This window comes from Pseudomonas sp. S3_B11 (assembly GCF_054667715.1).
Genome location: NZ_CP162749.1, coordinates 5,756,931 through 5,783,512 on the forward strand (window position 1 = coordinate 5,756,931; position 26,582 = coordinate 5,783,512).

The window sequence follows — 26,582 nt, forward strand, 5'->3', positions numbered from 1 at the left end:
CCAATCGTCATGACTGAACCCACCTCCCTTGCAAGCTGGACCCGCGCCCTGCGCAAACAGCTCGATGCGTTGGGCCTGGACAGCCACGCCTTGTGCGTCGAGGCCGGCCTCGACCCGCAATGGATGGACGACCCGAACGCCCGTTACCCGCTCTCGGCCACTACCCGCCTGTGGGCATTGGCCGTGCAGGCCAGCGGCGACCCGGCCATCGGCCTGCGGGTGTCGCGCTTCGTCAGCCCCACCACGTTTCACGCACTGGGTTATGCCTTGGTGGCGAGCGGCAGCCTGCGGGAAGTGTTCGAACGGATCGTGCGCTATCACCCGGTGGTCAGCGATGCACTGACCCTCCAACTGATCCGCGCAGAGGACCGCTATCGCTTTAGCCTCGAGGTGCCGCCGGGCCGACCGGTGCCAGCCTTTGAAGCCATCGACGCGTTCACGGCGATTTACGTGCGCACCTGTCGCAACCGCCTCGGCCGTGATTACGCACCGCTGGCGGTGTACCTGCGGCGCCCGGAACCGGCGGACCCCAGCCCCTGGCACAAAGTGTTCCGCTCGCCGGTGCATTTCGGCGCCGCGCAGGATTGCCTGGAGTTCAACCTCGCTGATTTCGACAGCCATCTGGACGACGCCAACCCGGAACTGGCCGAACACAACGAAACCGTGCTCGAACGCACCCTCGCCCAGCTCAAGCCGCTGACCTGGGAGCGCAAGGTACGTTCGGCCATCGAGGCCCAATTGCCCGAAGGCGAGCCCAGCGCCGAACGCATCGCCCAAGCCATGCACCTGAGCCTGCGCAGCCTGCAACGGCACCTGGCCGACGAAGGCTGCCGTTTCGACGCCCTGCTCAACGAGTGCCGGGAGAATCTGGCGCTGCTGCACCTGCGGGATCCGAATTGTTCGCTGAGCGAAGTCAGCTACCTGTTGGGTTTTGCCGATGCCAGCAGCTTCAGCCGCGCATTCAAGCGCTGGACCGGGATGACGCCAGGGCAGTTTCGGGAAGGGTTGCGCTAGGGATTTGCAGTGCCTGGATTGCCCCCAATCGCGAGCAAGCTCGCTCCCACAAGGTTCAGATCGGGTTCAGGGCGTGGTCAGGGCCCGCAACCGCTCGATGTCGAGGATTTCGATCTCGCCGTAACCCAGGTGCAGGATGCCCTGGGCCTGCAGGTCCTTGAGGATCTGGTTGGTGGTCTGGCGTGACAGCGCGAGCATCAGCGCCAGTTGTTCCTGGGGCAGTTGCAGGACCCGGCGCGCCGGTTCGATTTCACCGTAGCCTTCGGCGATCAGCAGCAGGCGGTGGGCCACGCGGGCCGGGGCGGGCATCAGGCTCAGGTGTTCGAGGTTGATGAAGGTCAGGCGCAGTTTGTGGCTCATCAATAATGCAAGATGCCGCCAGTGGATCGGCTGCTCTTGCAGGAATGCCAGCAACGGCGCCTGGGGCACGTGCAGAAGCGTACATTGACCGACAACCACCGCATCATGAGTGCGCGGCTGGCCATCGAACAGGCAGATTTCACCGAACCAGTGGGGCGCCTCTACCACGCTCAGCAACGCCTCCTTGCCCTGTTCGTTCACCGCACCGACGCGCACCGCGCCCTCCAGCACGGCATACAGCCCGCACGGTGGGTCGCCACGCCGGAACAACCGATGCCCCGGCGGCAGGCGGCGCACCCGTGCCATGCCCAGCAGACTATTCTGTAACTCAACAGGCAGATGGCTGTACCAGTGGCCGGCCATCAGGTGTGAGTGCCAGGGATGCGAATTCATGGAAACTCCGGGACAAGTGTCGGCTAACTGACAGAACGCCTTGTGGTACCTGGGCATCATGCAGGCATCACCTCAGGAGGAACAACAATGAAAAGCCTCGTCGATCATCTCAGTCAATACGCCGCCTATCATCGCGACCCGCGCAACATCGCCAGCCATTTCATCGGTATCCCGCTGATCTTCGTCGCCGTCGCCGTGCTGCTGTCACGGCCCGGCTGGCCAGTGGGCGCAGTCCTCGTGTCGCCGGCGCTGCTGGTGGCCGTGGCCAGTGCCTGGTTCTACCTGCGCCTGGAGTTGCGCCTGGGGGTGTTGATGACGGTGCTGCTGGGCCTGGCGCTATGGCTGGGCCAGGTGCTCGCCGCGCAAAGCACCCTGGTGTGGCTGGGCAGTGGCCTGGGAATGTTCGTGGTGGGTTGGGCGATCCAGTTCGTCGGTCACTATTACGAAGGCCGCAAGCCGGCGTTCGTCGACGACCTCACCGGGCTGATTGTCGGGCCGCTGTTTGTGGTAGTGGAAGCGGGTTTTCTGCTGGGGCTTCGCGGCGAACTGAAGCAGGCCATCGAAGAGCGCGTCGGGCCGGTGGCGTTGCGCAACCAGCGCTCGGCCGCCTGAAAACACCGCAATACCCTCCCCTGTGGGAGCAAGCTCGCTCCCACAGGAGTTGGACCGTTACCGCTCAAGCCTTACAGCGCACCAAACTCGACCCGTATCGTCAGCGCGCCGGTGTTATCTTTCAAGCCAGACCCGTGCTGCCCGGTCAGGTCATCGTTGATGCACAGTTGCAGTTCCCCTTGCTGGTCGCCCGGAACCTGCCCCAGGTCACCCACCAGAAACGGCTTGCCATCATTGCCCACGCGACCGATCAAGGCGCCTTCGGCGGCACCGGGCAAGGCATAGCTGCTGTAGTCGATGTGCCTCGAACCGCCATTTCCATCGACATTGCCACCCTGCGGACTGGCACACCATCGCCCACTGACATAGCGCACCAGTCGCGGTACCAACCCGTTGACCTGCACGCCAGTGCCCTGCCAGGCGACGTTGGATTGGACCTGCATCGTCACCGCCCGCAGGTCATTGGCCAGCGTATCCCCAGCCTGGAACGACAGCGCCGCAATCGTCAGGCTCGGGTTCGAGGTGCCGGTGCTGGGGAACACGCCATCGCCCACCAGGAACAGGTTCTTGTGGTCCCAACTGCGCTGGTACTTGTCCACCACAGACTTGGTGGGGTCATCGCCCATGCGATAAGTCCCCATCAGGTGGCCGGCGCCCTGGAAGCTGTAGGGCACCTTGTCGTACGTAAAACATCCAGGTCCGATGATGCCCGTCAACTCCTGGGCACCGAGCAGCTCCTCGATGATGCGTGTCGCCAGTACTTTCGCCTGCTGGAAACCCTTCATGGTGTACTCGGACAGGTTGTAGTGGATTTCCGGCCGAGGGATGCCGAGCCGGTCCGTGTATTGGGTCGAGGGCACGATGTAGCATTGCGCGTGGTCGGGATCGTCCTCGACCTGCTCGACCAGGAAACCGATCCGGAACTGGCGGGTGAAGACGTCGTTGAGCTTTTGTACCAACGCCGTTCCGGATAGCAATTTATTGCTCGGGTTGGCGCCACCATTGTTCTTCCCATCGATAAAGTCAGCGACCGTGGTGTAGGGATCACCGGCCGGCCAGTTCCAACCTTCGTTGCCAATCTCGATACGCCACGCCGCACGATCGCTGCGAAAGGCACCGTCGCGCAGGCTTTCGATGCCGGCCGTCGATAGCGGTCCCCGGTAGGGGAAAATCGCCTTGCCCTCGGGCATCAACCCCCACGCCAGATAAATGGGATGGTCAGCCAGGCCGCGCCCCACTTGCCCGCTGCTGTTGGCCACGCCGGAGTGCAGTAGCAGTTTCGGTGTTTCGATCGCATGGGCGGCGATCACATAACGTTGTCCTATTGCCACGCCGGTTCCAGTGACGGGGCCATCTTCCAACTGATATTGCTTGAACTCGATGCCATTGATATTGCTGTCAGTGCCAACGGTTACTTTGCTGGCCACGGTTCGATAAAGCACGCGGACCTTGCCAGTATTCAACGCTTTGTTCATGGTCACAGTGGCGTCGTACTTGGCCTGGATCGGGCAGATCGGCGTGCAGTTGGTATTGCCGGCGCATACCCGGCGACCGGCATAAGGTTGGGAGTTGCGCCCAGCCGGCGTCGGGCTGACTACCAGCGGCAGGCTATCGAACGTCTGTCCCGTGACAGCCGTGACAAAGCTGCCATCGACCAGCGACAACGGAATGCTGCGCATCGGGAATGCATAACCCTCGGGAAAGGTCATGCCCAGATAACCTTGGTCGGCGACGTTGGCCGACACACCGATTTCCGCTTCCGCCCGGCAATAGGCGCTTTGCAGATCGTCATAACCTATCGGCCAATCCACCCCGACGCCATACTTGGACCGCAGGCGAAAATCGTTCGGCACCATGCGCAGGCAGGTTCCGACCCAATGCCATGTCGTGCCGCCACCCACCCGTTCGTAAGTGCTCGTAAAGGGCATCGGGCCTTTCTGGACCAAGTAGCTGACCGCCGGGTTGTTCCAGTTGCCATTGAGCAGATCGGCAATGGTCGCCCGTGGAGCGTTCAGTTCGGCCGGCCCCTTGAGATGTGGGTCCAGTGTCGTGCTTGGTGGGTAAGGGGACTCAGGGGTTTTCAGCGTCGCGGTATAGAAACGCTCCAGATACTGGGCACGATTGACCGGTATCTCCGGCCCCGATTCGAGTACCAGTACATCAATCCCGGCCATGCTCAACTGATAGGCAATGATGCTACCGGCCAGGCCTGCGCCAACGATCACCACTTCGGCTTGTTCGGTACTCATGACAACGCTCCTTGCTGTCCGTTAGCGGATACGCCGGTCAAATCTTCAAGGCTGGAGGGCGCGCCGTTCCAATACCCAAAAAACGATTCGCTGTAGCCCATCGGGTGAGCCTGAGCGATTTTCCAGGCCCAGCTGTGGATGTAGGCCTGATCGGACACCACCGCTGAATCATCTTTCTTGAAAGGCGCCATATCGAACGGTTGATACCAGACGCCCAACAACCACAGCTTCATGATCGAGCGCGCGGCGAGTACCGTGCGTGGAATCGTCGGTTGCATGTTGAACTTCAGTATCTGCTGGGCGATCTGGTCGGGCGGGAAGTGCTCAGCCACCAGGGTGGCGTATTGAGTCAAGAGCGCGTTGAGCACGTCGGAAGGAACTCGCGCAGTGACATAATCGAGAAAGATCGGCGGCAAACCGACCGGGTCGATCTGCGGTGCCAAACGATCCGTCGAGATGCCAATAAGGGCTGATGACAGGCCTACGAAATTATCCAGATTGCTGCTCATTGCTTGGCTCCTTGTCCACTGGTGGACTGTGCGCGTTCGAGCAAATAGGTGAAATCCGCGAAGCTGGTACGCGGCGACTCGGTGACATGGGTGGCCGCATTGCCATGGCAAGCCATGCAACTGGAAGACGCCTGGGGCACGGTGCCCTGGATGTAGGTCTCCAGCGTGGCGTTGGCCAGGAACGAGGGCGCAGGGCTGCCCAGCGGGTTGGCGGCCGATATCTGGCAGTTCTTGGGCGGGTCTGACGGCCACTGGGTACTGATCAGTTGATAGTTCGCCCAGACGCTCTTCGGGTTCACCGTACGCAACAGGCCTTGATACGTAGCGTTCAGTTTTTTGGTGGCCTCGGTGAGCGGCACGTCGCGCACGATCTGCGAGGGCGTCGCCTTGACCGCCGGGTTCCATGGCCGTGGTGGCGGCTGGTTGATGTCGCTTGTGCTGGCTGCGTTGTAGAACAGATAAGGCCCCGTCCGCTGGGCAACGGGCGTGGTTTTTTCCGGCACGTTTTTCACATGCTCAAAGGTTGACCAGACCCATTGCGCCGCACTGGCGGTCTTATGGACCATGTGCAACCCCACCAAACCGACCGGCTCGGACACGCACGACTCCGCGACAATCGGTCCATGGCTCGGGTCGTTGTTGCCCGGGGTGTAGACCAGCGCATCGACGGTGTGAAAGTCCTGTCGGTTGTCGTTGGGGCCCAGTACTTTCCACGACGCCTTCACCATCACCGCGCCGACCTGCTTGGTCTCGGTGGAACCACAACTGAACGCCACGGCATTGGTCGGCTTCGCGGCGAAAAACGCCTGCTGTCCTTCAATGCTGTACAGGCCGTTGTCGACGATGCCGTTGAACATCGATTGGTTGACCACGATTTCGTTGCGCGTGTACGTACCGTTCTGGTCCACCAGCGGGCCGCTCTCGAAGGGCTGGATAAATTCATCCAGCACATCGGGCACCTTGCCCATTTGCTGCAACAGGCGACCGGGCTTGAGCAACTTGCACGCTTCGGGCAGGGTCGCCGGGGCATTCCAGGGCAGCGGGGCCTGGCCCTTGGCGCGGAAAATCTGGTAGCTCTCTTTCCAGCTTTCCCACACGGTGGCGCCATCCTGCTTGCCGATGGAGGTGCCGGTATTGGGGTCGCCGTTATCCAGCGCCGGCCAGCTCAGGGCGATGAAGGTCTGCCACGACAGCTCATCGAAATTGGCTTGCAGGCTGACCAGTGAAACGGGCTTGGTCACCGTGACATCGAAGGGTATCTGGGGGGACAACGAGGGGGCGGCGCTGGCGGCCGGGGCCAGCAAGACGCCTAACAATGCACAGCCAAGCGGGCCATGCCGACTGACTTCCACTCTCATACTCATCTCCTTGGCATCAGGCGCCAGGAGATAACACCGGTCCGTCATTGGACTCTCACTGCCTCCTGGCAAGTCAGAGTCTAGGTAGGGTTTGATTCAAGGACAGGTGCAGAAGTAGAACCGATTGAAGCAAACAGAAACGTCGTTATTCAGATTCAGGTCGAGGTAATGTCGAGGACGCCATCGCGAGCAGGCTCGCTCCCACAATGGATCTGCGTCACACACAAATCCCCTGTGGGAGCGAGCTTGCTCCGGGCGGCGTTCCGACGATGCTTTTGCTTTTAGAGGTTGGCGACTTTCTGCCAGACCTTGGGCTTGAAGAACAGCGTCTCGCCCTTCGCCAGGCCCACCAGGCTGTCGTGATCCTTCACCACTTCCGCCTCGATCAGCTCGCTCTGGCCTTCCACCTTCAGGGTCACCCGAGTGGTGGCGCCGAGCGGACGGATGTCGCGCACTTCGGCGGCGTGGTGGTCTTCCAGCTCCGAGCGCGACAGCGAAACTTCGTGAGGGCGGAACAGTACATGCCGGTCCTCACCCAAGTGCAGGCGGTTCGAGTCGCCGAGGAAGTGGTACACAAAGTCGCTGGCCGGGTTTTCGTAGACGTCGCCGGGCGAGCCGATCTGCTCGATCACGCCTTTGTTCATCACCACGATCCGATCGGCGACTTCCATGGCCTCTTCCTGGTCGTGGGTCACGAACACCGAGGTCAGGTTGATGTCCTCGTGCAGCCGCGCCAGCCAGCGGCGCAGTTCCTTGCGGACCTTGGCGTCGAGGGCGCCGAACGGTTCATCCAGCAGCAACACCTTGGGCTCCACCGCCAGGGCGCGGGCCAGGGCGATACGCTGGCGCTGGCCGCCGGACAACTGCTCGGGGTAGCGGTCGGCGAGCCAGTCCAGCTGCACCATGTTCAACAGCTCGTGGACCTTGGTCGCGATCTGGCTTTCGTTCGGGCGCTGGTTCTTCGGCTTCATGCGCAGGCCGAAGGCAACGTTGTCGAACACCGTCATGTGACGGAACAAGGCGTAATGCTGGAACACGAAACCGACGTTGCGATCACGCACGTCGTGGCCGGACACGTCCTCGCCGTGGAACACGATGCTGCCTTGGTCCGGGGTTTCGAGGCCGGCGATGATCCGCAGCAGAGTGGTCTTGCCGCAACCCGACGGGCCCAGCAGCGCCACCAGCTCGCCGCTCTGGATATCCAGGCTGATCTCGTCCAGGGCCCTGAACGCGTTGAAATTCTTGCTGACGTTACGGACTTCGATCGACATGACTTATTCCTCCGCGGCGCTGGCGCGCAGGCGGTTGATTCGGTTTTCGCTCCACTGCTTGAGCAGCAGGATGAAGAGCGCCAGGATCAGCAACAGGCTCGCCACAGCGAACGCGGCCACGTGGTTGTATTCGTTGTAGAGGATCTCGACGTGCAGCGGCAGGGTGTTGGTCACCCCGCGAATGTGCCCGGACACCACCGACACCGCGCCGAACTCGCCCATGGCCCGGGCCGTGCACAACACCACGCCATAGATCAGGCCCCACTTGATGTTCGGCACAGTGACATGCCAGAACATCTGCCAGCCATTGGCGCCGAGCAGGCGCGCGGCCTCTTCTTCCTGGGTGCCCTGCTCCTGCATCAACGGGATCAGTTCACGGGCCACGAACGGTACGGTGACGAAGATGGTCGCCAGGACGATGCCCGGCAGCGCGAACACGATCTGGATGTCGTGATCCGACAGCCACGGCCCGAACAAGCCCTGGGCGCCAAACATCAGCACGTAGACCAGGCCCGCGATCACTGGCGACACCGAGAACGGCAGGTCGATCAGCGTCACCAGCATGCTCTTGCCGCGGAATGAATACTTACTCACGCACCACGCGGCACTGACGCCGAACACCAGGTTCAGCGGCACCGAGATCAGCACCGCAACCACCGTGAGTTTCAACGCCGACAGTGCGTCGGGTTCGAAGATCGCCGTGAAGAACGCCCCCAGCCCGAGCTTCAGGCCCTGGGACACCACGATGAACAGCGGCAACAGCAGAAACAGCGCAAAAATCAGCCAGCCGAGGCCGATCAGCACGCGCCGCGACGTTGCACTGCCACGGCGAGCGGCATTGGTGGAGGCTGCGGAAATAGACGATTGGGACATGTTCGCGCCTCCTTATGGGGTTTCGATGCGCCGCTGCAGCAGGTTGATCAGCAGCAACAGGACGAAGGAAACCACCAGCATCAGCACGCCGATGGAGGTGGCGCCGGTGTAGTCGTATTGGTCGAGCTTGACCATGATCAGCAGCGGCAGGATCTCGGTTTTCATCGGCATGTTGCCGGCGATGAAAATCACCGAACCGTACTCGCCCACGCCACGGGCAAAGGCCAGGGCGAAGCCGGTCAACCAGGCCGGCAACAACGCCGGCACGAGGATGTGGCGGAACACCTGCCATGGCTTGGCGCCGAGGCAAGCGGCGGCTTCTTCGACTTCACGGGGAATATCGGCCAGCACCGGCTGCACCGTGCGCACCACGAACGGCAACGTCACGAAGGTCAGCGCCAGGGTGATGCCCAGCGGCGTATAGGCGATCTTGAAGCCCAGGTCAGTGGCGAACTGGCCGACCAGACCGGTCGGCGCATACAACGCCGTCAGGGCAATACCGGCCACGGCGGTGGGCAGGGCGAACGGCAGGTCGATCATCGCGTCGATGATCTTGCGACCGGGGAAGGTGTAGCGCACCAGTACCCAGGCCAGCAACGTACCGATCACGCCGTTGATGATGGCGGCGTACAGCGCGGTGCCGAAACTGAGTTTCAGGGCCGCCAGCACACGCGGCGCCGAAATGATCGCCCAGAACTGTTCCCAGGTGAGCTGGGCGGCATGCACGAACATCGCCGCCAGGGGTATGAGCACAATCAGACTGAGGTACACCAGGGTGTAGCCCAGCGTCAGCCCGAAGCCGGGTATGACGGGGGATATGCGACGCGACATAAAGGTCCTTGGTTAAAAACACTAAACATGGAAGCAAGACTGGGTGGGAGCAAGGCTTGCCCGTGATAGAGGCGACTCGGTTTCTGAAGGACCGCATCGCATCCATCGCGGGCAAGCCTTGCTCCCACAAAATCCCCTCGCCACAAATTCGGTGTCCGGATTTAGCTTTGTTTCAGCTTACTGCGCCTGATAGATCTGGTCGAACACGCCACCATCGTTGAAGAATTTCGGTTGGGCGCTTTTCCAGCCGCCGAAGTCCTTGTCGATGGTCACCAGGTCCAATTTCGGGAACTGCCGGGCGTACTTGGCGGCCACATCCTTGTCCCGTGGACGATAGAAGTTTTTCGCGGCGATTTCCTGGCCGGCCGGGCTGTACAAGTGCTTGAGGTAGGCTTCGGCGATCTCCAGGTTGCCCTTTTTCTCGGCATTCTTGTCCACCACCGCCACGGGCGGTTCGGCGAGGATCGACAACGACGGCACGACAATGTCGAACTTGTCCGCACCACCGTCCTCTTTCAGCGCCAGGAAGGCTTCGTTTTCCCAGGCCAGCAACACATCGCCCTGACCGTTGTTGACAAAGGTAATCGTCGAGCCACGGGCACCGGTGTCGAGAATCGGCACGTGCTTGAACAGCGCCTGCACGTATTCCTTGGCCTTGGCTTCGTCACCCCCGTTGGCCTTCAGGCCATAGGCCCAGGCGGCAAGGAAGTTCCAGCGCGCACCGCCGGAAGTCTTCGGGTTCGGGGTGATGACCGACACGTCGTTCTTGATCAGGTCGCCCCAATCCTTGATGCCCTTGGGGTTGCCCTTGCGCACCAGGAACACGATGGTGGACGTGTAGGGCGTGCTGGCTTCCGGCAGGCGTGTTTGCCAGTCCGCCGGCAGGGACTTGCCCAGCTTGGCGATTTCATCGATGTCACCGGCCAAGGCCAAGGTCACCACGTCGGCCCGCAGACCATCGATCACCGCCCGGCCTTGCTTGCCCGAACCACCGTGGGACTGCTGGATCTTCACGCTGTCGTCCGGGTGCGCTTTCTTCCAGAAACTGGCGAATTCGGCGTTGTAATCCTGGTAAAGCTCCCGCGTCGGGTCGTAGGACACGTTGAGCAACTCGTAATCCTTGGCGACGGCGGAACCGGCAAAAACAGCACTGGCCAGCGCGGCCAGGGCATAACGACGAATGGACGACATGGTGAAAGCTCCTGGAATTCTGGTTTTCTTATGGCTTCTGGAAATTCGTTTGGCTTGTAGAAAAAGATCGCAGCCTTCGGCAGCTCCTACACTCAGCCCCCCGTAGGCACCGCCGAAGGCTGCGATCTTTTGTCTTTCTTCAAGACGGCTTATGACTCGGTTGCTGCAGGCGGAATTTTTCCTTGCGTTCGATCTGGACCACCTGCGCGTTGTGCACGGTGATTTCCACTGCCCCAAAGCGTAGATCGCGCAACGCGCTCTGGATCTCGCGCAAGATGGTTGCTTCGTCCTGGCCGTCAACGCTACGTAGAGATGCGCTCATGCTGCTGCTCCTTTGAATGAATGCCTGGCAGTGGGCGGCACTGCTTGCGGCGTGGGAGCAATACTAGATAAGTGCGGATATTCTTAAAAAGACTATTTAAGAATTTTTATATAACCAAAGTTACAGAAAGTAGCCGACGTCCTACGGCAGGGGTGGTTAGGGGCTTTTTCCCTGCCAAACCCTCGGATATTTCCTTCAAAACGCCGGGCTGTTCATGAACTAGGCAGCGCTCTATGGCGCGGATAACCTCTGTTCGTCATCGCAAAAAACGGTGACACGGACGTGCAAGTCCGGCGGAGGACACAATTGTCGATGGCTATTCATCGGGCATTTTTTTATGCTCGCGAGTCGTTATGGCAGCTGTGTATGGGAGATCTTCGGGTCTGCCGGGTACTCCGACCGGTCTTGCACACCTATGCATAGCTGCCACCTCTCTCGACTGTGCAAGCGAAGCGGTGTTGGCTCCTGAAAACTTCGGAGTACAACTATGTTCAAGCCATCACCTAATCCGCCGCAAAACGGCCACAAATCCCGCGTCCAAGCGCAGGAAGAAAAAAAGCTCGATGACGCCGCCACCCGCGCCCTCGACTACTACCTCAACCCCAAGCCCGCCTCACCGCCCGAACCCGACAGCACCAAGCTGTTCATCGTCACCCCTCACATCGACACCGAAACCCTGCTCGCCAACGCCTCCGAAGACCTGCTCTCCATCAGCACCATCGCCGCCGACCTGGCTGACGACGTGGATGACTCACGCCGCTGCGTCGCCCTGGCGATCAGCCGCATGGCCGATGGGGTGCAGTTGTTGGTTGAGCGGGCGTTGGATCATTTGGAAACCAAGGAGATGGCGGCACACAGCGCCAAGGGATAGCGCCTACATAGAGGCAAGCTGAGCCGGCGCCATCGCGAGCAAGCTCGCTCCCACAGGGGAATTGGGTTGTCGCGGATACCACAGTCAACCCAAAACAACTGTGGGAGCGAGCTTGCTCGCGATAGCGGAGTGTCAGGCAACAATGATGCAAGCTGAACCGACGCCTTCGCGAGCAAGCTCGCTCCCACAGGGGAAACGCGGTCTCACCCAGAGCCAGGTCGGCTACTAGGCCGCTTCTTGGCGTCCGTTGTCACGGGACAGGCCCATGGTTACTTTTTTGGCGTCTGAAAAAAGTGACCCGCCGTAAGGGCGGAACCGCCAGTAGCCGTTACCGCAGCAACGGATATGCACTCGACCAACATCAATACCCCTGACGATCAAGCAATAACCGGCACCCGATCCCAATCCAACAGCGCCGCCGCCACGGGCCGGCCAAACCAGTAACCCTGCCCCAGCTCACAAGCCTGGCCAAGCAAAAATGCCGCCTGCTCACGCTGCTCGATGCCTTCGGCGTGCACCTGCATACCCATGCTGTGGGCCAGGGCAATGATCACCCGGACGATCGCCGCGTCATCCTCATCCCACGGCAACCCCGCGACAAAACCCTGATCGATCTTCAGCTTCTGCACCGGCAAACGCTTGAGCCGCAGCAGCGACGAATACCCCGTGCCGAAATCGTCGATGGCCAGCCGCACGCCCAGCTCCCGCAGGCGATGCATCTGCTCCAGCGCCACCTCCGGGTCTTCCATCACCGCGCTTTCCGTTACTTCCAGTTCCAGGCAACCCGGATCCAGGCCCGTGTCATGCAACACCTGGGCGACCTGGTCATACAACTCACGACGGGCAAACAACCGACTCGATACGTTGACAGCGACAAACGACAGCGCCACGCCGGCCTGTTGCCACTGGCACATCTGCCGACAGGCCTGGTCCATGACCCAGGCATCGACCTGGGCAATCAGGCCGGTACGCTCAGCAATGGGAATGAACTCGGCCGGCGACACCAGCCCCCGCGTGGGATGCTCCCATCGCACCAGCGCCTCGACACCGATCAGACGACTGGTCGCCAGGTCGTGGACCGGCTGGTAGTGAACGCGCAACTCCTGTTGCTGCAGCGCGCGACGCAGTTCGAAGGCAATCTCGACCCGCTGCTGGGCGTGGGCCGTGAGTTCTTCGGTGTACAAGGCATAGCCGTCGCGGCCGGCGCTCTTGGCCTTGAACAACGCCGAATCGGCATTGCGCAGCAGTTGCCCGGCGCTCAGGGCATCGCCGGGAAACAGACTGATGCCGATGCTGGCATTGATGAACAATGCGTGGTCATCGAACCGCAGGGGCTCTTTCAAGGCATCGAGGATGCGCCGGGCCAGCGCCGCTGCCTGGCCTGGCTGCGAGCAGTTTTCCACCAGCACCGCAAATTCGTCGCCCCCGAGCCGGGCCAGGGTCACCCCTGGCGCAAAAAGCCCGCGAAACCGCTCGGCCACGCCTTTGAGCAACTCATCGCCCACGTTGTGACCCAGGCTGTCATTGATGTTCTTGAAGTGATCCAGATCCAGCAGCAACAGAGCGCAGCCACGCTTGTGCAATTGCGCTGACGCCAGGGCCTGCTCGGTGCGATCGGAAAACAGCAGGCGGTTGGGCAAGCCTGTCAGCGGGTCATGATGAGCCAGGTAGGCCAGCTCGTGCTCGGAATCCTTGATGGCGCTGATGTCAGAAAACACCGCGACATAATGGCTGACCTCGCCGCTGTCGTCGCGAATGACGCGGATCGTCTGCCATTGCGGGTAGATCTCACCGCTTTTACGCCGATTCCAGATCTCGCCGCTCCACTCCCCCAGGCTGTCCAGGGAGGTAAACATGTCGTGATAGAACTCCGGCCCGTGGCGACCGGACTTGAACAGGCTGGGGCGTTGGCCCAACACTTCGTCCCGCACATAACCGGTGATCGCCATGAAGGCCCGGTTCACGTGCACGATCAGGCCATTGCGGTCGGTTACCAACACCCCTTCGCGGGTGCAATCGAAGACGGCGGCAGCCTGGCGCAGACGCTCGCGATCGGCACCGTGCTCGCCCTTGGCGAAAAATTGCGAGATCCGCGCCCGCGCCAGGAAGATCAACCCGGCGCTGAGCAGGACCCAGGCATAGCCGTTGATCAGCAGCCAGCGTTGCCTGTCAGCGAATTGATCGAAGAAACTGCTCAATAAATAACCAATCAGCTGCAGCCAGACGACTGACAACACAAGGTAAAGCAGCGCTACGCGCATGGCACTGCGTTGATAGGCAGGCATTCGGCCATCCATGTCCCTACAGAGAGGTGGGGATTATAGAGGAAGAAACATTCAGCCACTCTTATCTGAAAGGCCGACTGGTTTTATCTGTCGGGCCGGTGATAATGCAACGGCTGTTTCTATCTTTATCGAGGGCCCTACAGCCTATGTGGTACGAAGGTTTTCTTGGCTTGTCGGCCTGGTCACTGGTGGCAGCTACCCTGCTGATGACCCACGTCACGATCATTGCCGTCACGGTCTACCTGCACCGTTATTCGGCGCACCGCTCCCTGGAGCTCAATGCCGGTCTGAAACATTTCTTCCGTTTCTGGCTGTGGCTGACCACGGCACAGAATACCCGCGAGTGGACCGCCATCCACCGCAAGCACCACGCCAAATGCGAAACCGTCGACGACCCCCACAGCCCGGTCATAAAAGGCTTGTCCACCGTGCTGCGCAAAGGCGCCGAGCTGTATCGCGCCGAGGCGGAAAATCCGGAAACCCTGCGCATCTACGGCAAGAACTGCCCCGACGACTGGATCGAGCGCAACCTCTACAGCCGCTTCCCGCTGCTGGGCGTGGCGATCATGGGCATTATCGACCTGCTGCTGTTCGGCACCATCGGCATCACCATCTGGGCCATCCAGATGATGTGGATTCCCGTGTGGGCTGCCGGCGTGGTCAATGGCCTGGGCCATGCCGTGGGCTACCGCAACTTCGAATGCCGCGACGCGGCGACCAACCTGGTGCCCTGGGGCATCCTGATCGGCGGTGAAGAGCTGCACAACAACCACCACACCTACCCCAACTCGGCCAAGCTGTCGGTACGCAAATGGGAGTTCGACCTGGGCTGGGCCTGGATCCGGGTGTTCAGTTTCCTGCGCCTGGCCAAGGTCCAGCGGGTTGCGCCGATCGCCCACCGGGTCGAAGGCAAGGGCCACCTGGACATGGACACGGCCATGGCGATCCTCAACAACCGTTTCCAGATCATGGCGCAGTACCGCCGGCTGGTCATAGCGCCACTGGTCAAGCAGGAACTGGAAAAGGTCGATCACTCGGTGCGTCACCAGTTCCACCGGGCCAAGCGCCTGCTGTCGCGGGAAACCAGCCTGCTGGACGACCGTCACCACGTGCGCATCCAGAACATGCTCGAACACAGCCAGGCGCTGAAGGTGATCTACGAGAAACGCCTGGCCTTGCAGCAGATCTGGGTCAAGACCAGCAGCAACGGCCACGACATGCTCGCCGCCATCAAGGAATGGGTCCACGAGGCCGAGGCCAGCGGCATCCAGTCCCTGCGGGACTTCGCCGACCAGCTCAAGACCTACTCGCTACGGCCTGCCACGGCCCTGTAGGAGCTGCCGAAGGCTGCGATCTTTTGATCTTTCGCTTGAGATTCAAGCGTCAGGGGAAAGATCGCAGCCTCGCTCCGCTCGACAGCTCCTACAGGCCCAGTGGGGGCAATCTCTGGCCACAAGTTCAGCCCCCATAAACTGACCGGCTAAATCCCCCGCCCTTCGTCGCCTGAAAAGGAACTTCGCCCCAAATCCCCTATCTCAAAGAGCACTTCGCCATCCAGGCGGGTTTTGGAGAAAGCGCGTGCGAACCAACAGCAGTGCATGCTCTTTGAGATTTGTACCGATGGTCGACAAGAACCTACAGGATTACTCCCTACCTCATTGGCCCGAGGCAGCCCAGACGCTCATGGCGCTGATGCATGCCCAGGGTGAAGTGGCGCGCCTGAGCGAGCGTGAGCAGCTGTTCAGCTCGTTGCTGGTCAGCGTCAATGCCGTGCTGTGGGCGTTCAACTGGGAAACCCGCCAAGTGCTGTATGTCAGCCCCGCCTACGAGCGGATCTTCGGCCGCCCCGCCGGCCTGGTCCTGGCTGACTTCAACGAATGGCGCGACGCAATCTACCCCGACGACCTGGAATACGCCGAACGCAGCCTGGCCGAAGTATTGGTCAAAGGCGCCGTCGAAGACCGTGAATACCGCATCATCGCCGGCAACGGCCAGATCCGCTGGCTGAGCGACAAATGCTTCATCAACCGCAAGGCCGAGCCAGGGCAACCGGTGATTGTGGTGGGCATTGCCGAAGACATCACCGAAAAGAAGCTGCTGGAAAGCGAACTCCAGCGCCTGGCGACCACCGACGTGCTGACCCAAAGCAGCAATCGCCGGCATTTCTTCGAATGCGCCCACCGTGAATTCGAGCAGGCACGGCTACAAGGCATGCCCATGGCGTTCCTGTTGCTCGACATCGATGACTTCAAGGTGATCAACGACACCTACGGCCACCAGGAAGGCGATACCGTGTTGCAGAGAATCGCCGAAAGCGGGCGGTCCGTGCTCCGGCGCGGTGACCTGTTCGGGCGGATCGGCGGCGAAGAGTTCGCCGCGGTGTTCCCCGGCTGCGCCCCGGACATGGCGCTGCAAGTGGCCGAGCGGTTGCAACGGGAGATCCAGCGCCTGGCCTTCCGCAGCGGGGAACGGGGCTTCGGTATTACCGTCAGCCAGGGCCTGACCGGCATCACGGCCGACGACCAGAGCCTCGACAGCCTGTTCGCCCGCGCCGACGCGGCCATGTACGAAGCCAAGCGCCAGGGCAAGAACCGCATCATCGCGGCTTGAGTGAGTTGTCCCGCCACTGAACCCCTGTGGGAGCAAGGCTTGCCCGCGATAGCAGCGCCTCGGTGTCCACTTGAACCCGAGTTGCCTGCATCGCGAGCAAGCTTTGCTCCCACAAAGCTCGCTCCCACAGGGGGGTTAGGTGGTGGTGCTACTTGCGGCGCAACCGCATCAACTCCGGCAAGCCGATCTTCAGCAACCGTGCCGTGCGCCCCCGGGCCAGCTCTTCAAGTCCTTCATGCTCGGTCAGGTGGGCCATCTGCGCCGCCATGTTCATCACCAGTGCCTCGCGGGAATAAACCCCACCACCCAGGCTATAGGCTGCCGCGATCAACTCACGCAGCTCCAGCGGCAGGCGCCAGCGAGTGCGCAGCGCCGAGCCGAAACCGGCGCCGTATTGATCTAGGCAACTCCCTACTTCCTCCAACTCATCCAACTCGCCACCCGCCTGGGTCCACTCCTCCAGGCAACGCAACAGCGCCAGGTCGCCCAGGCGGTGTAACAGCCCCGCGCAGTAACAACGCTCCGGTTCCAGATCCAGTAGCCGCGCCAGGATCCGGGCGTACTCCGCGGTGTGCAGCGACAATTCCCAGTAGCGCTTGGCATAGTCCGCCAGACAGGGAACGGTGAGCCGGGCGCAGCGCTTGAGGGTCAGGCCGAGAATCAGGTTCATGCTTTGCCCGGTGCCGAGCTGGTGCAGCGCCTGGGCCACGGTCTGCACCGGGCCGCCGCCCTGATGCTGGGCAGCGCTGTTGGCCGCCGCAATCAGCACCCCAGTGATTTGCGGGTCGGTACGAATCTCTTCTTCCAGCAGCTTCAGATCCAGGCCAGCGGGGTTGAGGCAGCGCTTGACTGCCACCTGCACATCGGTCATCAGCGGCGCGCCTTCGGACAGATCACGCCGACGCTCCAGAAAAGCTATCAGGGTCAACCCCGGCCCCGGAACCGGCGCATCGTTGGAGGTTTCTTCACCGCCCACCAACAACCCCTGCAAACGCTGGGTCAGGTTCTCCCGGTTCAAGGGCTTGGTCAGATACGCGGTCGGCGCCAGCGGCAAGACCTCGCGCACGCTGGCGCTGTCGTTGCGTCGGCTCATCAGGATGAACGGCAACGGCGGGGTGCGATGCTGCTGGCGAAGGCCACGCAGAATCGCCAGGCCATCAACCCCCGGCAGCTCCCAATCGGCGATCACCAGATCGTAGGGATGCTTCGCCAGCAAATCCAAAGCCTCTTTGCCGTCGCCACAAGTGTCCACCCGAGCATCGCAGCGCACACCCGACAACACCTGCTCAAGCAGCTCACGGGACGCCGGATCGGCCTCGGCGATCAACACACGCGGTACAGCGGGTAAATCCACAGCAGTCATGCAGCATGCTCCCTTGCCATCCTTGCACCTTAGACCTTGGTGGCCGTTCCAGACAGCTCAAAATCCACCGGGCAGGTTCGCACACATGAAAAAACCCGCCAGAAGGCGGGTTTTTGTGGATCAGCGCACAACCGTCACTCAGAGTTCGGAGAAGCACTCTTCGAGGATCGCCAGGCCTTTGTCCAGTTGCTCGTCCGGCGCGGTCAGCGGCACCAGCACCCGCAGTACGTTGCCGTAGGTGCCGCAGGACAGCAGGATCAGGCCCTTGTCGCGCGCCTTGGCCACGATTTGGGCTACCGCTGCCGCGTTCGGCTTGTGGGAGTCACCGTTTTCGAACAGCTCCACGGCGATCATCGCGCCCAGGGCACGCACGTCACCGATGACCGGGTACTTCTTCTGGATCGCCTTGAGGCCGGTCACCAGACGCTCGCCCACCGCCTTGCAGCGGTCCAGCAGGTGTTCTTCTTCGAACACTTCCATTACCGCCAACGCCGCCGCACAGGCGATCGGGCTACCGGCGTAGGTGCCACCCAGGCCACCCGGCGCGATGGCATCCATGTACTCGGCCTTGCCGCACACACCGGCCAACGGGAAGCCGCCAGCGATGGATTTGGCGAAGGTGGTCAGGTCGGCGGCAACGCCCATCTGCTCCATGGCGAAGAAGGTGCCGGTACGGCCGGCACCGGTCTGCACTTCGTCAGCGATCAGCAGGATGCCGTGCTGGTCGCACAAAGCGCGCAGGCGCTTCATGAATTCCTTGGGTGCTACGTAGAAACCACCTTCGCCCTGTACCGGCTCGATGATGATTGCCGCGATGTCACGCGGCTCGGCGTCGTTCTTGAAGATACGCTCGATGCTGGCGATGGAGTCGTCGATGCTCACGCCGTGCAGTTCGTTCGGGTAAAGCGCGCGGAAGATGCCGCCGGGCATCAGGCCCATGCCGGCCGAGTACGGCACGACTTTACCGGTCAGGCCCAAGGTCATCATGGTGCGACCGTGGTAAGCACCGGTGAAGGCGATCACACCGGCACGGCCCGTGGCGGCGCGGGCGATTTTCACGGCGTTTTCCACCGCTTCCGAACCGGTGGTCACCAGCAGGGTTTTCTTGGCGAAATCACCCGGCACCTTGGCGTTGATTTTTTCGCACAGTTCCACGTAGGGCTCGTAGGCCAGGACCTGGAAGCAGGTGTGGGTCAGCTTGTTCAGCTGCTCGGTCACGGCGGCGATGATTTTCGGGTGTACGTGGCCGGTGTTCAGCACGGCGATGCCGCCGGCGAAGTCGATGAATTCACGACCTTCAACGTCGGTTACCGTGGCGTTCTTCGCCGATTCGGCAAAGATCGGGTGAATCTGGCCAACACCGCGTGGAACAGCGGCGGTACGGCGGGCCATCAAGTCAGCGTTAGTCTTGCTCATTACAGTCCTCATTCGCCGCTCATCGGTCGGCGTGGCTCAAGGAATACATGGCGGGGAGGCAACTGCGACAGCATGCGATGATCGACTGCCGCAGCGTTCCGGCCACAAGAAACAGAACGGGTAAAACGCGCAAAGGGACAGCGCTCTCGTGCCCTTTGCGCTTGAAGCAGATCAGATACCCAGGCAGAGGTATTTGATTTCCAGGTAATCCTCGATGCCGTACTTGGAGCCTTCACGGCCCAGGCCCGAAGCCTTGATGCCGCCGAATGGCGCGACTTCGTTGGAAATCAACCCGGTGTTGACGCCGACCATGCCGTATTCCAGGGCTTCGGCCACACGGAACACACGGCCCAGGTCGCGAGCATAGAAGTACGAGGCCAGGCCGAACTCGGTGTCGTTGGACATCGCGATCACTTCGGCTTCGTCTTTGAAACGGAACAGCGGTGCCAGCGGGCCGAAGGTTTCTTCTTTCGCCACTGCAGCGTTCTTCGGCACGTTGGTCAGGATGGTCGGCTCGAAGAAGTTGCCTTCCATTGCCTTGCCGCCCGACAGCACGGTCGCGCCTTTGCTGACGGCATCAGCGATGTGTTCCTGCACCTTGGCGACCGCTTTGCCGTCGATCAAGGGACCGGTGGTGGTGCCATCGTCCAGGCCGTTGCCGATCTTGAGCTTGGCCACCGCCACTTTCAGTTTTTCGGCAAACGCGTCGTACACCGAATCCTGGATGTACAGGCGGTTGGCGCAGACGCAGGTCTGGCCGTTGTTGCGGTATTTGGAAATGATCGCGCCTTCGACGGCCTTATCCAGGTCCGCGTCGTCGAACACGATGAACGGCGCGTTGCCGCCCAGTTCCAGGGAGACCTTCTTGATGTCCTTGGCACATTCGGCCATCAACTGGCGACCGATCTCGGTCGAGCCGGTGAACGACAGCTTGCGCACGATCGGGTTGCTGGTCAGCTCGCCACCGATGTCGCCGGCGCTACCGGTGACCACGCTCAGCACGCCTTGCGGGATCCCGGCACGGTGCGCCAGTTCCACGAGGGCCAGGGCCGAGAACGGGGTTTGCGAAGCTGGCTTGATGACCATGGTGCAACCGGCAGCCAGGGCCGGGCCGGCCTTGCGGGTGATCATCGCGGCCGGGAAGTTCCACGGGGTAATGGCTGCGGTCACGCCGATCGGCTGCTTGATCACGATCAGGCGTTTGTCGGGTTGGTGGCCGGGAATCACGTCACCGTAGATGCGCTTGGCTTCTTCGGCAAACCATTCGATGAACGAGGCGGCGTAGACGATTTCGCCCTTGGCTTCGGCCAGTGGCTTGCCTTGTTCCAGGGTCATCAGGCGACCGAGGTCGTCCTGGTTTTCGATCAGCAATTCGTACCAGCGGCGCAGCTTGTTGGCGCGCTCCTTGGCGGTCAGTGCACGCCAGGCCGGCAGTGCCTTGTCGGCGGCTTCAATCGCCCGGCGGGTTTCGGCGGCGCCCATTTTCGGCACAGTGCCCAGCACTTCGCCCGTTGCCGGGTTGGTGACCTTGATCGTCTGACCATTGTCCGCATCGACCCAAGCGCCATCGATAAAGGCTTGTTGGCGGAACAACTGGGTGTCTTTAAGCTGCATGTCGGCTTTCCTTAACAGCACCGCGCACGCGCGGAGCGAATTAGATTTGTAGAAAGGCGCCTCGGGGGGCTGCCGTCAGGGAAATCATTCACCGGGCTGAAGCACAGAAATAACGCACAAAAGCACAGACGTGCGGTTCAGCACCCAGACAAGAGCGTTTGAAATCTCAAACGAATCCTAGGGCCGATAGGGGTGAAGGACAATAGGCTGTTCGAAAAAAAGAACGAAAAAAACGAATTTGCCCGTTTTTTCTGATCAGCGTAGCCGATGCCCGCCCAGCCTTATGAAAACACCGGCAAATCAGCAGCATGGACGCCCGCGATGCATATGAGTATCATGGCGCCCGCGTCGCACCAGTAGCTCAGCTGGATAGAGTACTGCCCTCCGAAGGCAGGGGTCGTGGGTTCGAATCCCGCCTGGTGCACCATCTTCAGAATCAAAAGCCCCAGGTCGCAAGGCCTGGGGCTTTTTTGTGGGCGCTGATCTTACTCAACGCTTGCGCAACGCCTCCAACCGCGCCGGCAAGTCCTCCTCGGGAAAGCGCTGATGCAGCGCCAGCAGCTTTTCATCAGCAGCCTTGCTCTCACCCGCCTCACGCAAACGCAGGATTTCCAGCAAGCCTTGCTCCAACGATGGCAGTGCAGCGGGCGCGGGTTTGCTCATTTTCGCCGCCGACTTTTCCGCAAGGGCCTGGTCAGGGCTTGCCGGGGCTCGGGCCAGTTCGCCCTGGGGCGCCATGCGGATGATCGGTGCGGGAGCGGGCATCGCCGGCGGCGGTGCAGCGGCAACGGCGGGCGCTTGCCGATCGGCGGAAAACTCCATCGAGGCGGGTGCGGACAGTTCGTCGTGGGTCACGGGCGAACGCAGTACCAGGCCGATCATCAGCGCCACGCCGGCGACCGTGGCGAATGCCATTTGCCAGCGCGGCCGTTGGCAGGCCTGTAGCCAGCGCTGCCACAGGCTTGGCGCGGGCGTCGGGGCTTCACGGCGGGCAGCGGCCAGGATGAAGGCGTCCAGGGAGGCCGGCGGCTCGGCGCTGGCGTGTTGGCGGAAGTGCTCGATCAGCACTTCATCGTCGGGGGCCGGGGTGTTTTTGGGGTCGATCATGCGGGTACCTCCTCGGCCAGCAGGCGATGCAATTTCTGCTGGGCGTAACGCAAGCGGCTCTTGACCGTTTCCAGCGGGGCGCCGGTCAAGGCGGCAATCTGTGGCAGCTCCAGGTCGCCGTGCAGGCGCAGCAGGAAGACTTCCCGCTGATCTTCGGGCAAAGCCTGCAATGCAGCGTCGAGACGCGCCTGGTCTCGACTCAGGGTCAACTGTCGCTCAGGGCTGCTGGTGTCGTCGGGTTGGACGTGAAGCTGCTCGTCGTAGCTGTCGTGCAACGGGTTGTGGACACCATGCTTGCGCCAGTGGTCGATCAAGCGGTTGCGGGCAATCTGGAACAGCCAGGTGCGAAAACTCGCCCGGCCTTGTGGCTGGGTGGTGCTGCGAATCAGGCTGAGCCAAGTGTCTTGGAACACTTCTTCGGCCAGTTCGGCCTTGTTGCTCAAGGACACCAGGAAACGGTAGAGCCCTTGCCGATGGCGGGCGTAGAGGACTTCGAAAGAAGCCCCGTCGCCATTGCGGTAGCGGGCCAGCAGCGATTCGTCGCTGGGATAATCAAGCGCAGCGGGCATGTGGGTGACGAACTCCTTTGCGGTCAACACAGTTCTGGCAGGCGACAAGAGAATACTGTGGGAGCGAGCCTGCTCCGGGCGGCGATCCGACGATGACGTCGGATCAGTCAATGATGATGCTGATCGATCCACCGCCATCGCGAGCAAGCTCGCTCCCACATTTTGGTCCTCGTTGTGCTCGGGATCAGCGCTTGGCCGCGGGCTCGAGACTCTGGGCCAGTTCCACCAACTGCACGAACTCGGCACGCAGCCCGAACGGGTCATCACCACGGGCCGAGCGCGCCAATTGCGCAGTGTCCTTCAAGCTCATCGTCCCAGTGTAACGCCCATCACCCTTGAGCTGCTGGGCGAAGGCCGCCACGGCAGCCGAGAAACGCAGGTCATCGCTGGCCTTGTGTTCGTCCTGCACGCCCGCAATCGGATGCTCGATCAATCGACTGCTACCGCCCTCAGCGGGTTTGTAGCGTACGCGCAACATCGCCAATTCGCCTGATTTACCCTCCGATTGGGGCTTGCTGGCATAGCGCAGCGGCTCCAACCAGCCCGGTTGGCCTTTCGGGACAATTTCATACAAGGCCGTCACCGTATGCCCGGCGCCGATCTCGCCCGCATCGACCTTGTCGTTGTTGAAATCCTCACGCTTCAACGCGCGGTTCTCATAACCGAGCAGGCGATATTCGCTGACCTGGGCAGGGTTGAACTCCACCTGCAATTTCACGTCCCGCGCCACCACCGCCAGGGTGGAGCTGAGTTGGTCGACCAGGACTTTGCGCGCTTCGAGCAGGTTGTCGATGTAGGCGTAGTTGCCGTCACCAGCATCGGCCAATTGCTCCATCAGGTGTTCATTGTAGTTATCCACACCGAAGCCCAGCGTCGTCAGGGAAACGCCGCTTTTACGCTGGTCCACCGCCATCTGCTTGAGGCTGTCGAAATCGCTGATGCCTACGTTGAAATCGCCATCGGTGGCCAGCAGGATGCGGTTGATGCCTTTGTCGATAAAGCTCTCCCGAGCCATCTGGTAGGCCAGTTCGATACCCGAGGCGCCCGCGGTGGAACCACCGGCGTCGAGTTGGTCGATGGCGTTGCGGATTGTCACCTTGTCGCGCCCCGAAGTGGGCTTGAGCACCACCCGGGATTCGCCGGCATAGACCACCAGGGATACCCGGTCCTGATCGCGCAATTGGTCCACCAGCAATTTCAGCGTGCTCTTGACCAGCGGCAGGCCTTCGCGACGGTCCATGGAACCGGAAACATCCACCAGGAACACCAGGTTGGCCGGAGCCAGATCCGCCACAGCACGGTCGCTGGCCTTGATGCCGATGCGCAACAAGCGGGTGTGAGGGTTCCACGGCGATGGTGCCACCTCGGTGGTCACACCAAAGGGTGAACCGTCGGTGGGCAGGGCATAGCTATACGGAAAATAATTGACCATTTCCTCCAGTCGCACGGCACCTTCGGGCGGCAGGCTGCCTTGATTGAGCAAACGTCGCACATTGGCATAGCTGCCGGTGTCGACATCCACGCTGAAGGTCGAGACCGGCGTTTCGGCGACGCTATGGATGGGGTTGTCCGGCAGTTTTTCGTACTGCTCGCGCGGCTCAGTGCGGTAACTCCCGGCGATGGCATCGTTCGCCACGCTAGGTGCGGGCATCGATGCCGGCTTCATGAGCATGCGCTTGACCGTCGACTGGCGCACTTCGGCGATCTCGCCTTGCGGTACGACGCTAGGCGCCACGGCTACCGGCTCGGACGGCTTGGCAGCCTCCCGAGACGAAGACAACCCACAACCGGCCAACGCCACCAGCAAAGTCACGGCGAAGCCTTGGGCAGCAGGACGCATAAAGGGAAGTGGACGGGACATGGGCTGAACCTCGTGAATGAATGATCCGTTCACAGAGTCAGACGCAGGGCGCATGGGGTTCGGGTTAACGACCAAAAGATTTTTTTGATGTGCTGAAAAGACTGCGCCGGCCACCCCAGAGTGGCCAGGCCGTTACCGCGATTGGAGCAATCGCCAGCACGTTGCAGCAGGCATTGTTAGCGGGACGGAATGCCCCGCAGATCATCGGCGATGAAGCCGCTCAAATGACTGGTGTAATAGTCTTCGACATCGGAGTTGCCTCTGTTCGTCAGCGCCCCCGTCATGCCTTTCAGGACCTCAAGTTGCCCGATCGCCCCACCCGGCATCAGCCCCTGGCGGGCCTGGGCAAAGTGCAGCACTTCGACACCGGCCTTCTTCACCTTGACCTGATAATTGAAATCGACACTGGCCAGGTACGTACCGTCGGCGACGATCTTGTTCATGAAACCACCTTGGGTGTCTTGAATACGGCGCGCATAGACGGCGTTGACGTCCAGCAGATAGTCAGCGGTTTCCTTGCTGGAGGCATAACGATTGCCGTCGAGCAGGCGGACGATCAGGTCGGTGTGTAACTGGTCACGGACTTTTTCGTCGGGCAGGAAGCGTTCGTTTTTGCCGACGACTTCAACGTTGAACGTGTCGATCCAATAGGTGGCGGTCTCGGGGATCGCCACTGGCGCAGGGGAAATGTAGTAATCAGGCTTGGAAGCACAACCTGCCATAAGGCAGAGGGCCAGCAACAGGGTAAAAACTCGCATGTTTGAATTCGTCCTTGAGAGGTAGCGGCATAATGGCGGCTGCATTCTACGGCGTTTGAACACGCGCTCAAGTTGTTTGGCCCTGACGAAGTGCGGTCCCGTCTCACTCGATCCCAATGTCCACTACCGTTTTCCCCGCCCCACGCCCCTCGGCGACCTGGGCAAAGGCCTCATTGACTTGCTCCAGGCCAAACCGGCGCTGATCCAGCTTGATCCGCAGCTGCCCTGACTCAACCAGAGCGGCGGCCTCCCGCAAGATCTGACCATGATGCTCGCGCCCCTTGCCCGTCAGCAGCGGCATCAACGTAAACACCCCGGAATAGCTCGCCCCTCGGAACGACAACGGCGCAAGGCTGTGCTGGCCCCAGCCGAGGCAACTGAGCACATGGCCGGTGTAGGTCTTGACCGCGTTGAAAGACGCATCCAGGGTCGGGCCGCCCACGGTGTCGTAGACGATGTCGAAGCCTTCGCCATCGGTGTACAGGCCCACGTAGCTGTCGGTGTCCTGGGTCCGGTAGTCGATGGCTGACGCGCCCAGTTCGCGGATGAAATCCAGGCTGTTGGCTGAGCCAGTGGCGTAGACCTCGGCGCCCCGGGCCTTGGCGATTTGCACGGCCATTTGACCGACACCACCCGCCCCACCATGTATCAACACCTGTTGCCCGGCCCGGACGTTGGCGCGATCGACCAAGCCTTCCCAGGCCGTGATGAAGGCCAGCGGCAAGGCGGCCGCTTCGCGCATGCTCAGTGAGCCGGGCTTGAGCGTTATCAGGCGGGCATCGACCGCGATGTATTCGGCCAGCGCGCCTTGGGCACCGCCGATCCCGCCGGCCATGCCGAACACCTCGTCACCAGGTGCAAAGTCATTCACGCCCTCTCCCCGTTCAACCACCGTCCCGGCCAGGTCAATCCCCAATACGGCGGGCAGCGGCTGGCGTGCGTGGGCCCCGCCTCCCGCCGCGATCTTGGTGTCCAGCGGGTTGATTCCGGCGGCATGCACCTTGATCAATACCTGGCCTTTGCCGGGAATGGGCCGGGAGATGGAACGGACAATCAGCGCAGCCTGAGCGGTTTCGGCAACGGCGGCGGACATGGTGTTGTTCATGACGGTAAACCTCCAATGAGTGGGCAGGTTCATAGTGCGA

Annotated in this window: 23 protein-coding genes and 1 tRNA gene; 6 read left to right on the forward strand and 18 right to left on the reverse strand. The window is 61.5% G+C overall.

Going from position 1 to position 26,582, the window contains the following annotated elements; genetic code table 11:
- Positions 1-9: 9 nt before the first annotated feature.
- Positions 10-1,014 carry an AraC family transcriptional regulator gene (locus AB4O22_RS25725; RefSeq protein ID WP_003196518.1) on the forward strand — a complete coding sequence of 335 codons (1,005 nt, stop codon included), beginning with the start codon at positions 10-12 and terminating at the stop codon, positions 1,012-1,014.
- A gap of 66 nt (positions 1,015-1,080) precedes the next feature.
- Here the strand turns inward: AB4O22_RS25725 and AB4O22_RS25730 are convergent, their stop codons facing one another.
- The gene (locus AB4O22_RS25730) at positions 1,081-1,767 is read right to left on the reverse strand and encodes a Crp/Fnr family transcriptional regulator (protein ID WP_460097443.1); all 687 of its coding nucleotides are present in this window, start codon (positions 1,765-1,767) and stop codon (positions 1,081-1,083) included.
- A gap of 87 nt (positions 1,768-1,854) precedes the next feature.
- Here AB4O22_RS25730 and AB4O22_RS25735 point away from each other — a divergent pair, with 87 nt between their 5' ends.
- Positions 1,855-2,379, forward strand: coding sequence for an Mpo1 family 2-hydroxy fatty acid dioxygenase (locus tag AB4O22_RS25735; protein ID WP_460097444.1), 525 nt, complete (start codon positions 1,855-1,857; stop codon positions 2,377-2,379).
- A gap of 71 nt (positions 2,380-2,450) precedes the next feature.
- Here AB4O22_RS25735 and AB4O22_RS25740 read toward each other — a convergent pair whose 3' ends face one another.
- From AB4O22_RS25740 to oscA, 8 genes are all read right to left on the reverse strand, one after another.
- A complete protein-coding gene (locus tag AB4O22_RS25740) occupies positions 2,451-4,628 on the reverse strand; it encodes a GMC family oxidoreductase (RefSeq protein ID WP_003196512.1) in 2,178 nt (725 codons plus the stop codon).
- Positions 4,625-5,137, reverse strand: a complete 513-nt coding sequence (locus AB4O22_RS25745; protein WP_415239429.1) for a sorbitol dehydrogenase — start codon at positions 5,135-5,137, stop codon at positions 4,625-4,627. Before AB4O22_RS25745 ends, AB4O22_RS25740 begins: the two co-directional genes overlap by 4 nt.
- The gene (locus AB4O22_RS25750) at positions 5,134-6,495 is read right to left on the reverse strand and encodes a cytochrome C (RefSeq protein WP_460097446.1); all 1,362 of its coding nucleotides are present in this window, start codon (positions 6,493-6,495) and stop codon (positions 5,134-5,136) included. Before AB4O22_RS25750 ends, AB4O22_RS25745 begins: the two co-directional genes overlap by 4 nt.
- A 281-nt stretch (positions 6,496-6,776) precedes the next feature.
- Positions 6,777-7,766, reverse strand: coding sequence for a sulfate/molybdate ABC transporter ATP-binding protein (locus tag AB4O22_RS25755; RefSeq protein WP_003196507.1), 990 nt, complete (start codon positions 7,764-7,766; stop codon positions 6,777-6,779).
- A 3-nt stretch (positions 7,767-7,769) separates the two neighbouring features.
- The gene (cysW, locus tag AB4O22_RS25760) at positions 7,770-8,639 is read right to left on the reverse strand and encodes a sulfate ABC transporter permease subunit CysW (protein ID WP_003196505.1); all 870 of its coding nucleotides are present in this window, start codon (positions 8,637-8,639) and stop codon (positions 7,770-7,772) included.
- A gap of 12 nt (positions 8,640-8,651) precedes the next feature.
- Complete coding sequence (gene cysT, locus AB4O22_RS25765) at positions 8,652-9,470, reverse strand: sulfate ABC transporter permease subunit CysT (RefSeq protein WP_013692011.1); 819 nt, start codon at positions 9,468-9,470, stop codon at positions 8,652-8,654.
- A 177-nt stretch (positions 9,471-9,647) separates the two neighbouring features.
- The gene (locus AB4O22_RS25770; protein ID WP_003196501.1) at positions 9,648-10,661 is read right to left on the reverse strand and encodes a sulfate ABC transporter substrate-binding protein; all 1,014 of its coding nucleotides are present in this window, start codon (positions 10,659-10,661) and stop codon (positions 9,648-9,650) included.
- 139 nt (positions 10,662-10,800) lie between these two features.
- Complete coding sequence (oscA, locus tag AB4O22_RS25775) at positions 10,801-10,983, reverse strand: sulfur starvation response protein OscA (RefSeq protein WP_003186967.1); 183 nt, start codon at positions 10,981-10,983, stop codon at positions 10,801-10,803.
- A gap of 487 nt (positions 10,984-11,470) precedes the next feature.
- Here oscA and AB4O22_RS25780 point away from each other — a divergent pair, with 487 nt between their 5' ends.
- Entirely contained in the window at positions 11,471-11,854 is a 384-nt protein-coding gene (locus AB4O22_RS25780) for a DUF6124 family protein (RefSeq protein ID WP_223471965.1), read from the forward strand.
- A 377-nt stretch (positions 11,855-12,231) separates the two neighbouring features.
- Here AB4O22_RS25780 and dibA read toward each other — a convergent pair whose 3' ends face one another.
- Positions 12,232-14,139, reverse strand: a complete 1,908-nt coding sequence (gene dibA / locus AB4O22_RS25785; protein ID WP_223471964.1) for a phosphodiesterase DibA — start codon at positions 14,137-14,139, stop codon at positions 12,232-12,234.
- Positions 14,140-14,285: 146 nt separating this feature from the next.
- Here dibA and desA point away from each other — a divergent pair, with 146 nt between their 5' ends.
- Entirely contained in the window at positions 14,286-15,473 is a 1,188-nt protein-coding gene (gene desA, locus AB4O22_RS25790) for a delta-9 fatty acid desaturase DesA (protein WP_223471963.1), read from the forward strand.
- A 286-nt stretch (positions 15,474-15,759) separates the two neighbouring features.
- A complete protein-coding gene (locus tag AB4O22_RS25795) occupies positions 15,760-16,749 on the forward strand; it encodes a GGDEF domain-containing protein (protein WP_027912073.1) in 990 nt (329 codons plus the stop codon).
- A 148-nt stretch (positions 16,750-16,897) separates the two neighbouring features.
- Here the strand turns inward: AB4O22_RS25795 and AB4O22_RS25800 are convergent, their stop codons facing one another.
- The 3 genes from AB4O22_RS25800 to gabD all read right to left on the reverse strand — a co-directional run bounded on the left by AB4O22_RS25800 (position 16,898) and on the right by gabD (position 21,142).
- Positions 16,898-18,112, reverse strand: coding sequence for a response regulator (locus AB4O22_RS25800; RefSeq protein ID WP_003196488.1), 1,215 nt, complete (start codon positions 18,110-18,112; stop codon positions 16,898-16,900).
- A 138-nt stretch (positions 18,113-18,250) separates the two neighbouring features.
- Positions 18,251-19,528 (reverse strand): 4-aminobutyrate--2-oxoglutarate transaminase, encoded by a 1,278-nt coding sequence (gene gabT / locus AB4O22_RS25805; protein ID WP_057450589.1) that lies wholly within the window; start codon positions 19,526-19,528, stop codon positions 18,251-18,253.
- Between the two features lie 171 nt (positions 19,529-19,699).
- The gene (gene gabD, locus AB4O22_RS25810; protein WP_003196484.1) at positions 19,700-21,142 is read right to left on the reverse strand and encodes an NADP-dependent succinate-semialdehyde dehydrogenase; all 1,443 of its coding nucleotides are present in this window, start codon (positions 21,140-21,142) and stop codon (positions 19,700-19,702) included.
- Between the two features lie 350 nt (positions 21,143-21,492).
- Between gabD and AB4O22_RS25815 the strand changes: the two genes are divergently transcribed.
- A tRNA-Arg gene (locus AB4O22_RS25815) sits at positions 21,493-21,569 on the forward strand.
- Between the two features lie 62 nt (positions 21,570-21,631).
- Here AB4O22_RS25815 and AB4O22_RS25820 read toward each other — a convergent pair.
- From AB4O22_RS25820 to AB4O22_RS25840, 5 genes are all read right to left on the reverse strand, one after another.
- On the reverse strand, positions 21,632-22,249 hold the full coding sequence (locus AB4O22_RS25820) for a hypothetical protein (protein WP_223471962.1): 618 nt from the start codon (positions 22,247-22,249) through the stop codon (positions 21,632-21,634).
- A complete protein-coding gene (locus AB4O22_RS25825; RefSeq protein ID WP_223471961.1) occupies positions 22,246-22,818 on the reverse strand; it encodes an RNA polymerase sigma factor in 573 nt (190 codons plus the stop codon). Before AB4O22_RS25825 ends, AB4O22_RS25820 begins: the two co-directional genes overlap by 4 nt.
- Positions 22,819-23,002: 184 nt before the next feature.
- Complete coding sequence (locus AB4O22_RS25830; protein WP_223471960.1) at positions 23,003-24,679, reverse strand: vWA domain-containing protein; 1,677 nt, start codon at positions 24,677-24,679, stop codon at positions 23,003-23,005.
- Between the two features lie 176 nt (positions 24,680-24,855).
- Positions 24,856-25,437, reverse strand: a complete 582-nt coding sequence (locus AB4O22_RS25835; protein ID WP_223471959.1) for a hypothetical protein — start codon at positions 25,435-25,437, stop codon at positions 24,856-24,858.
- Positions 25,438-25,540: 103 nt separating this feature from the next.
- Positions 25,541-26,542, reverse strand: coding sequence for a zinc-dependent alcohol dehydrogenase family protein (locus AB4O22_RS25840; protein ID WP_223471958.1), 1,002 nt, complete (start codon positions 26,540-26,542; stop codon positions 25,541-25,543).
- Between the last annotated feature and the right edge of the window lie 40 nt (positions 26,543-26,582).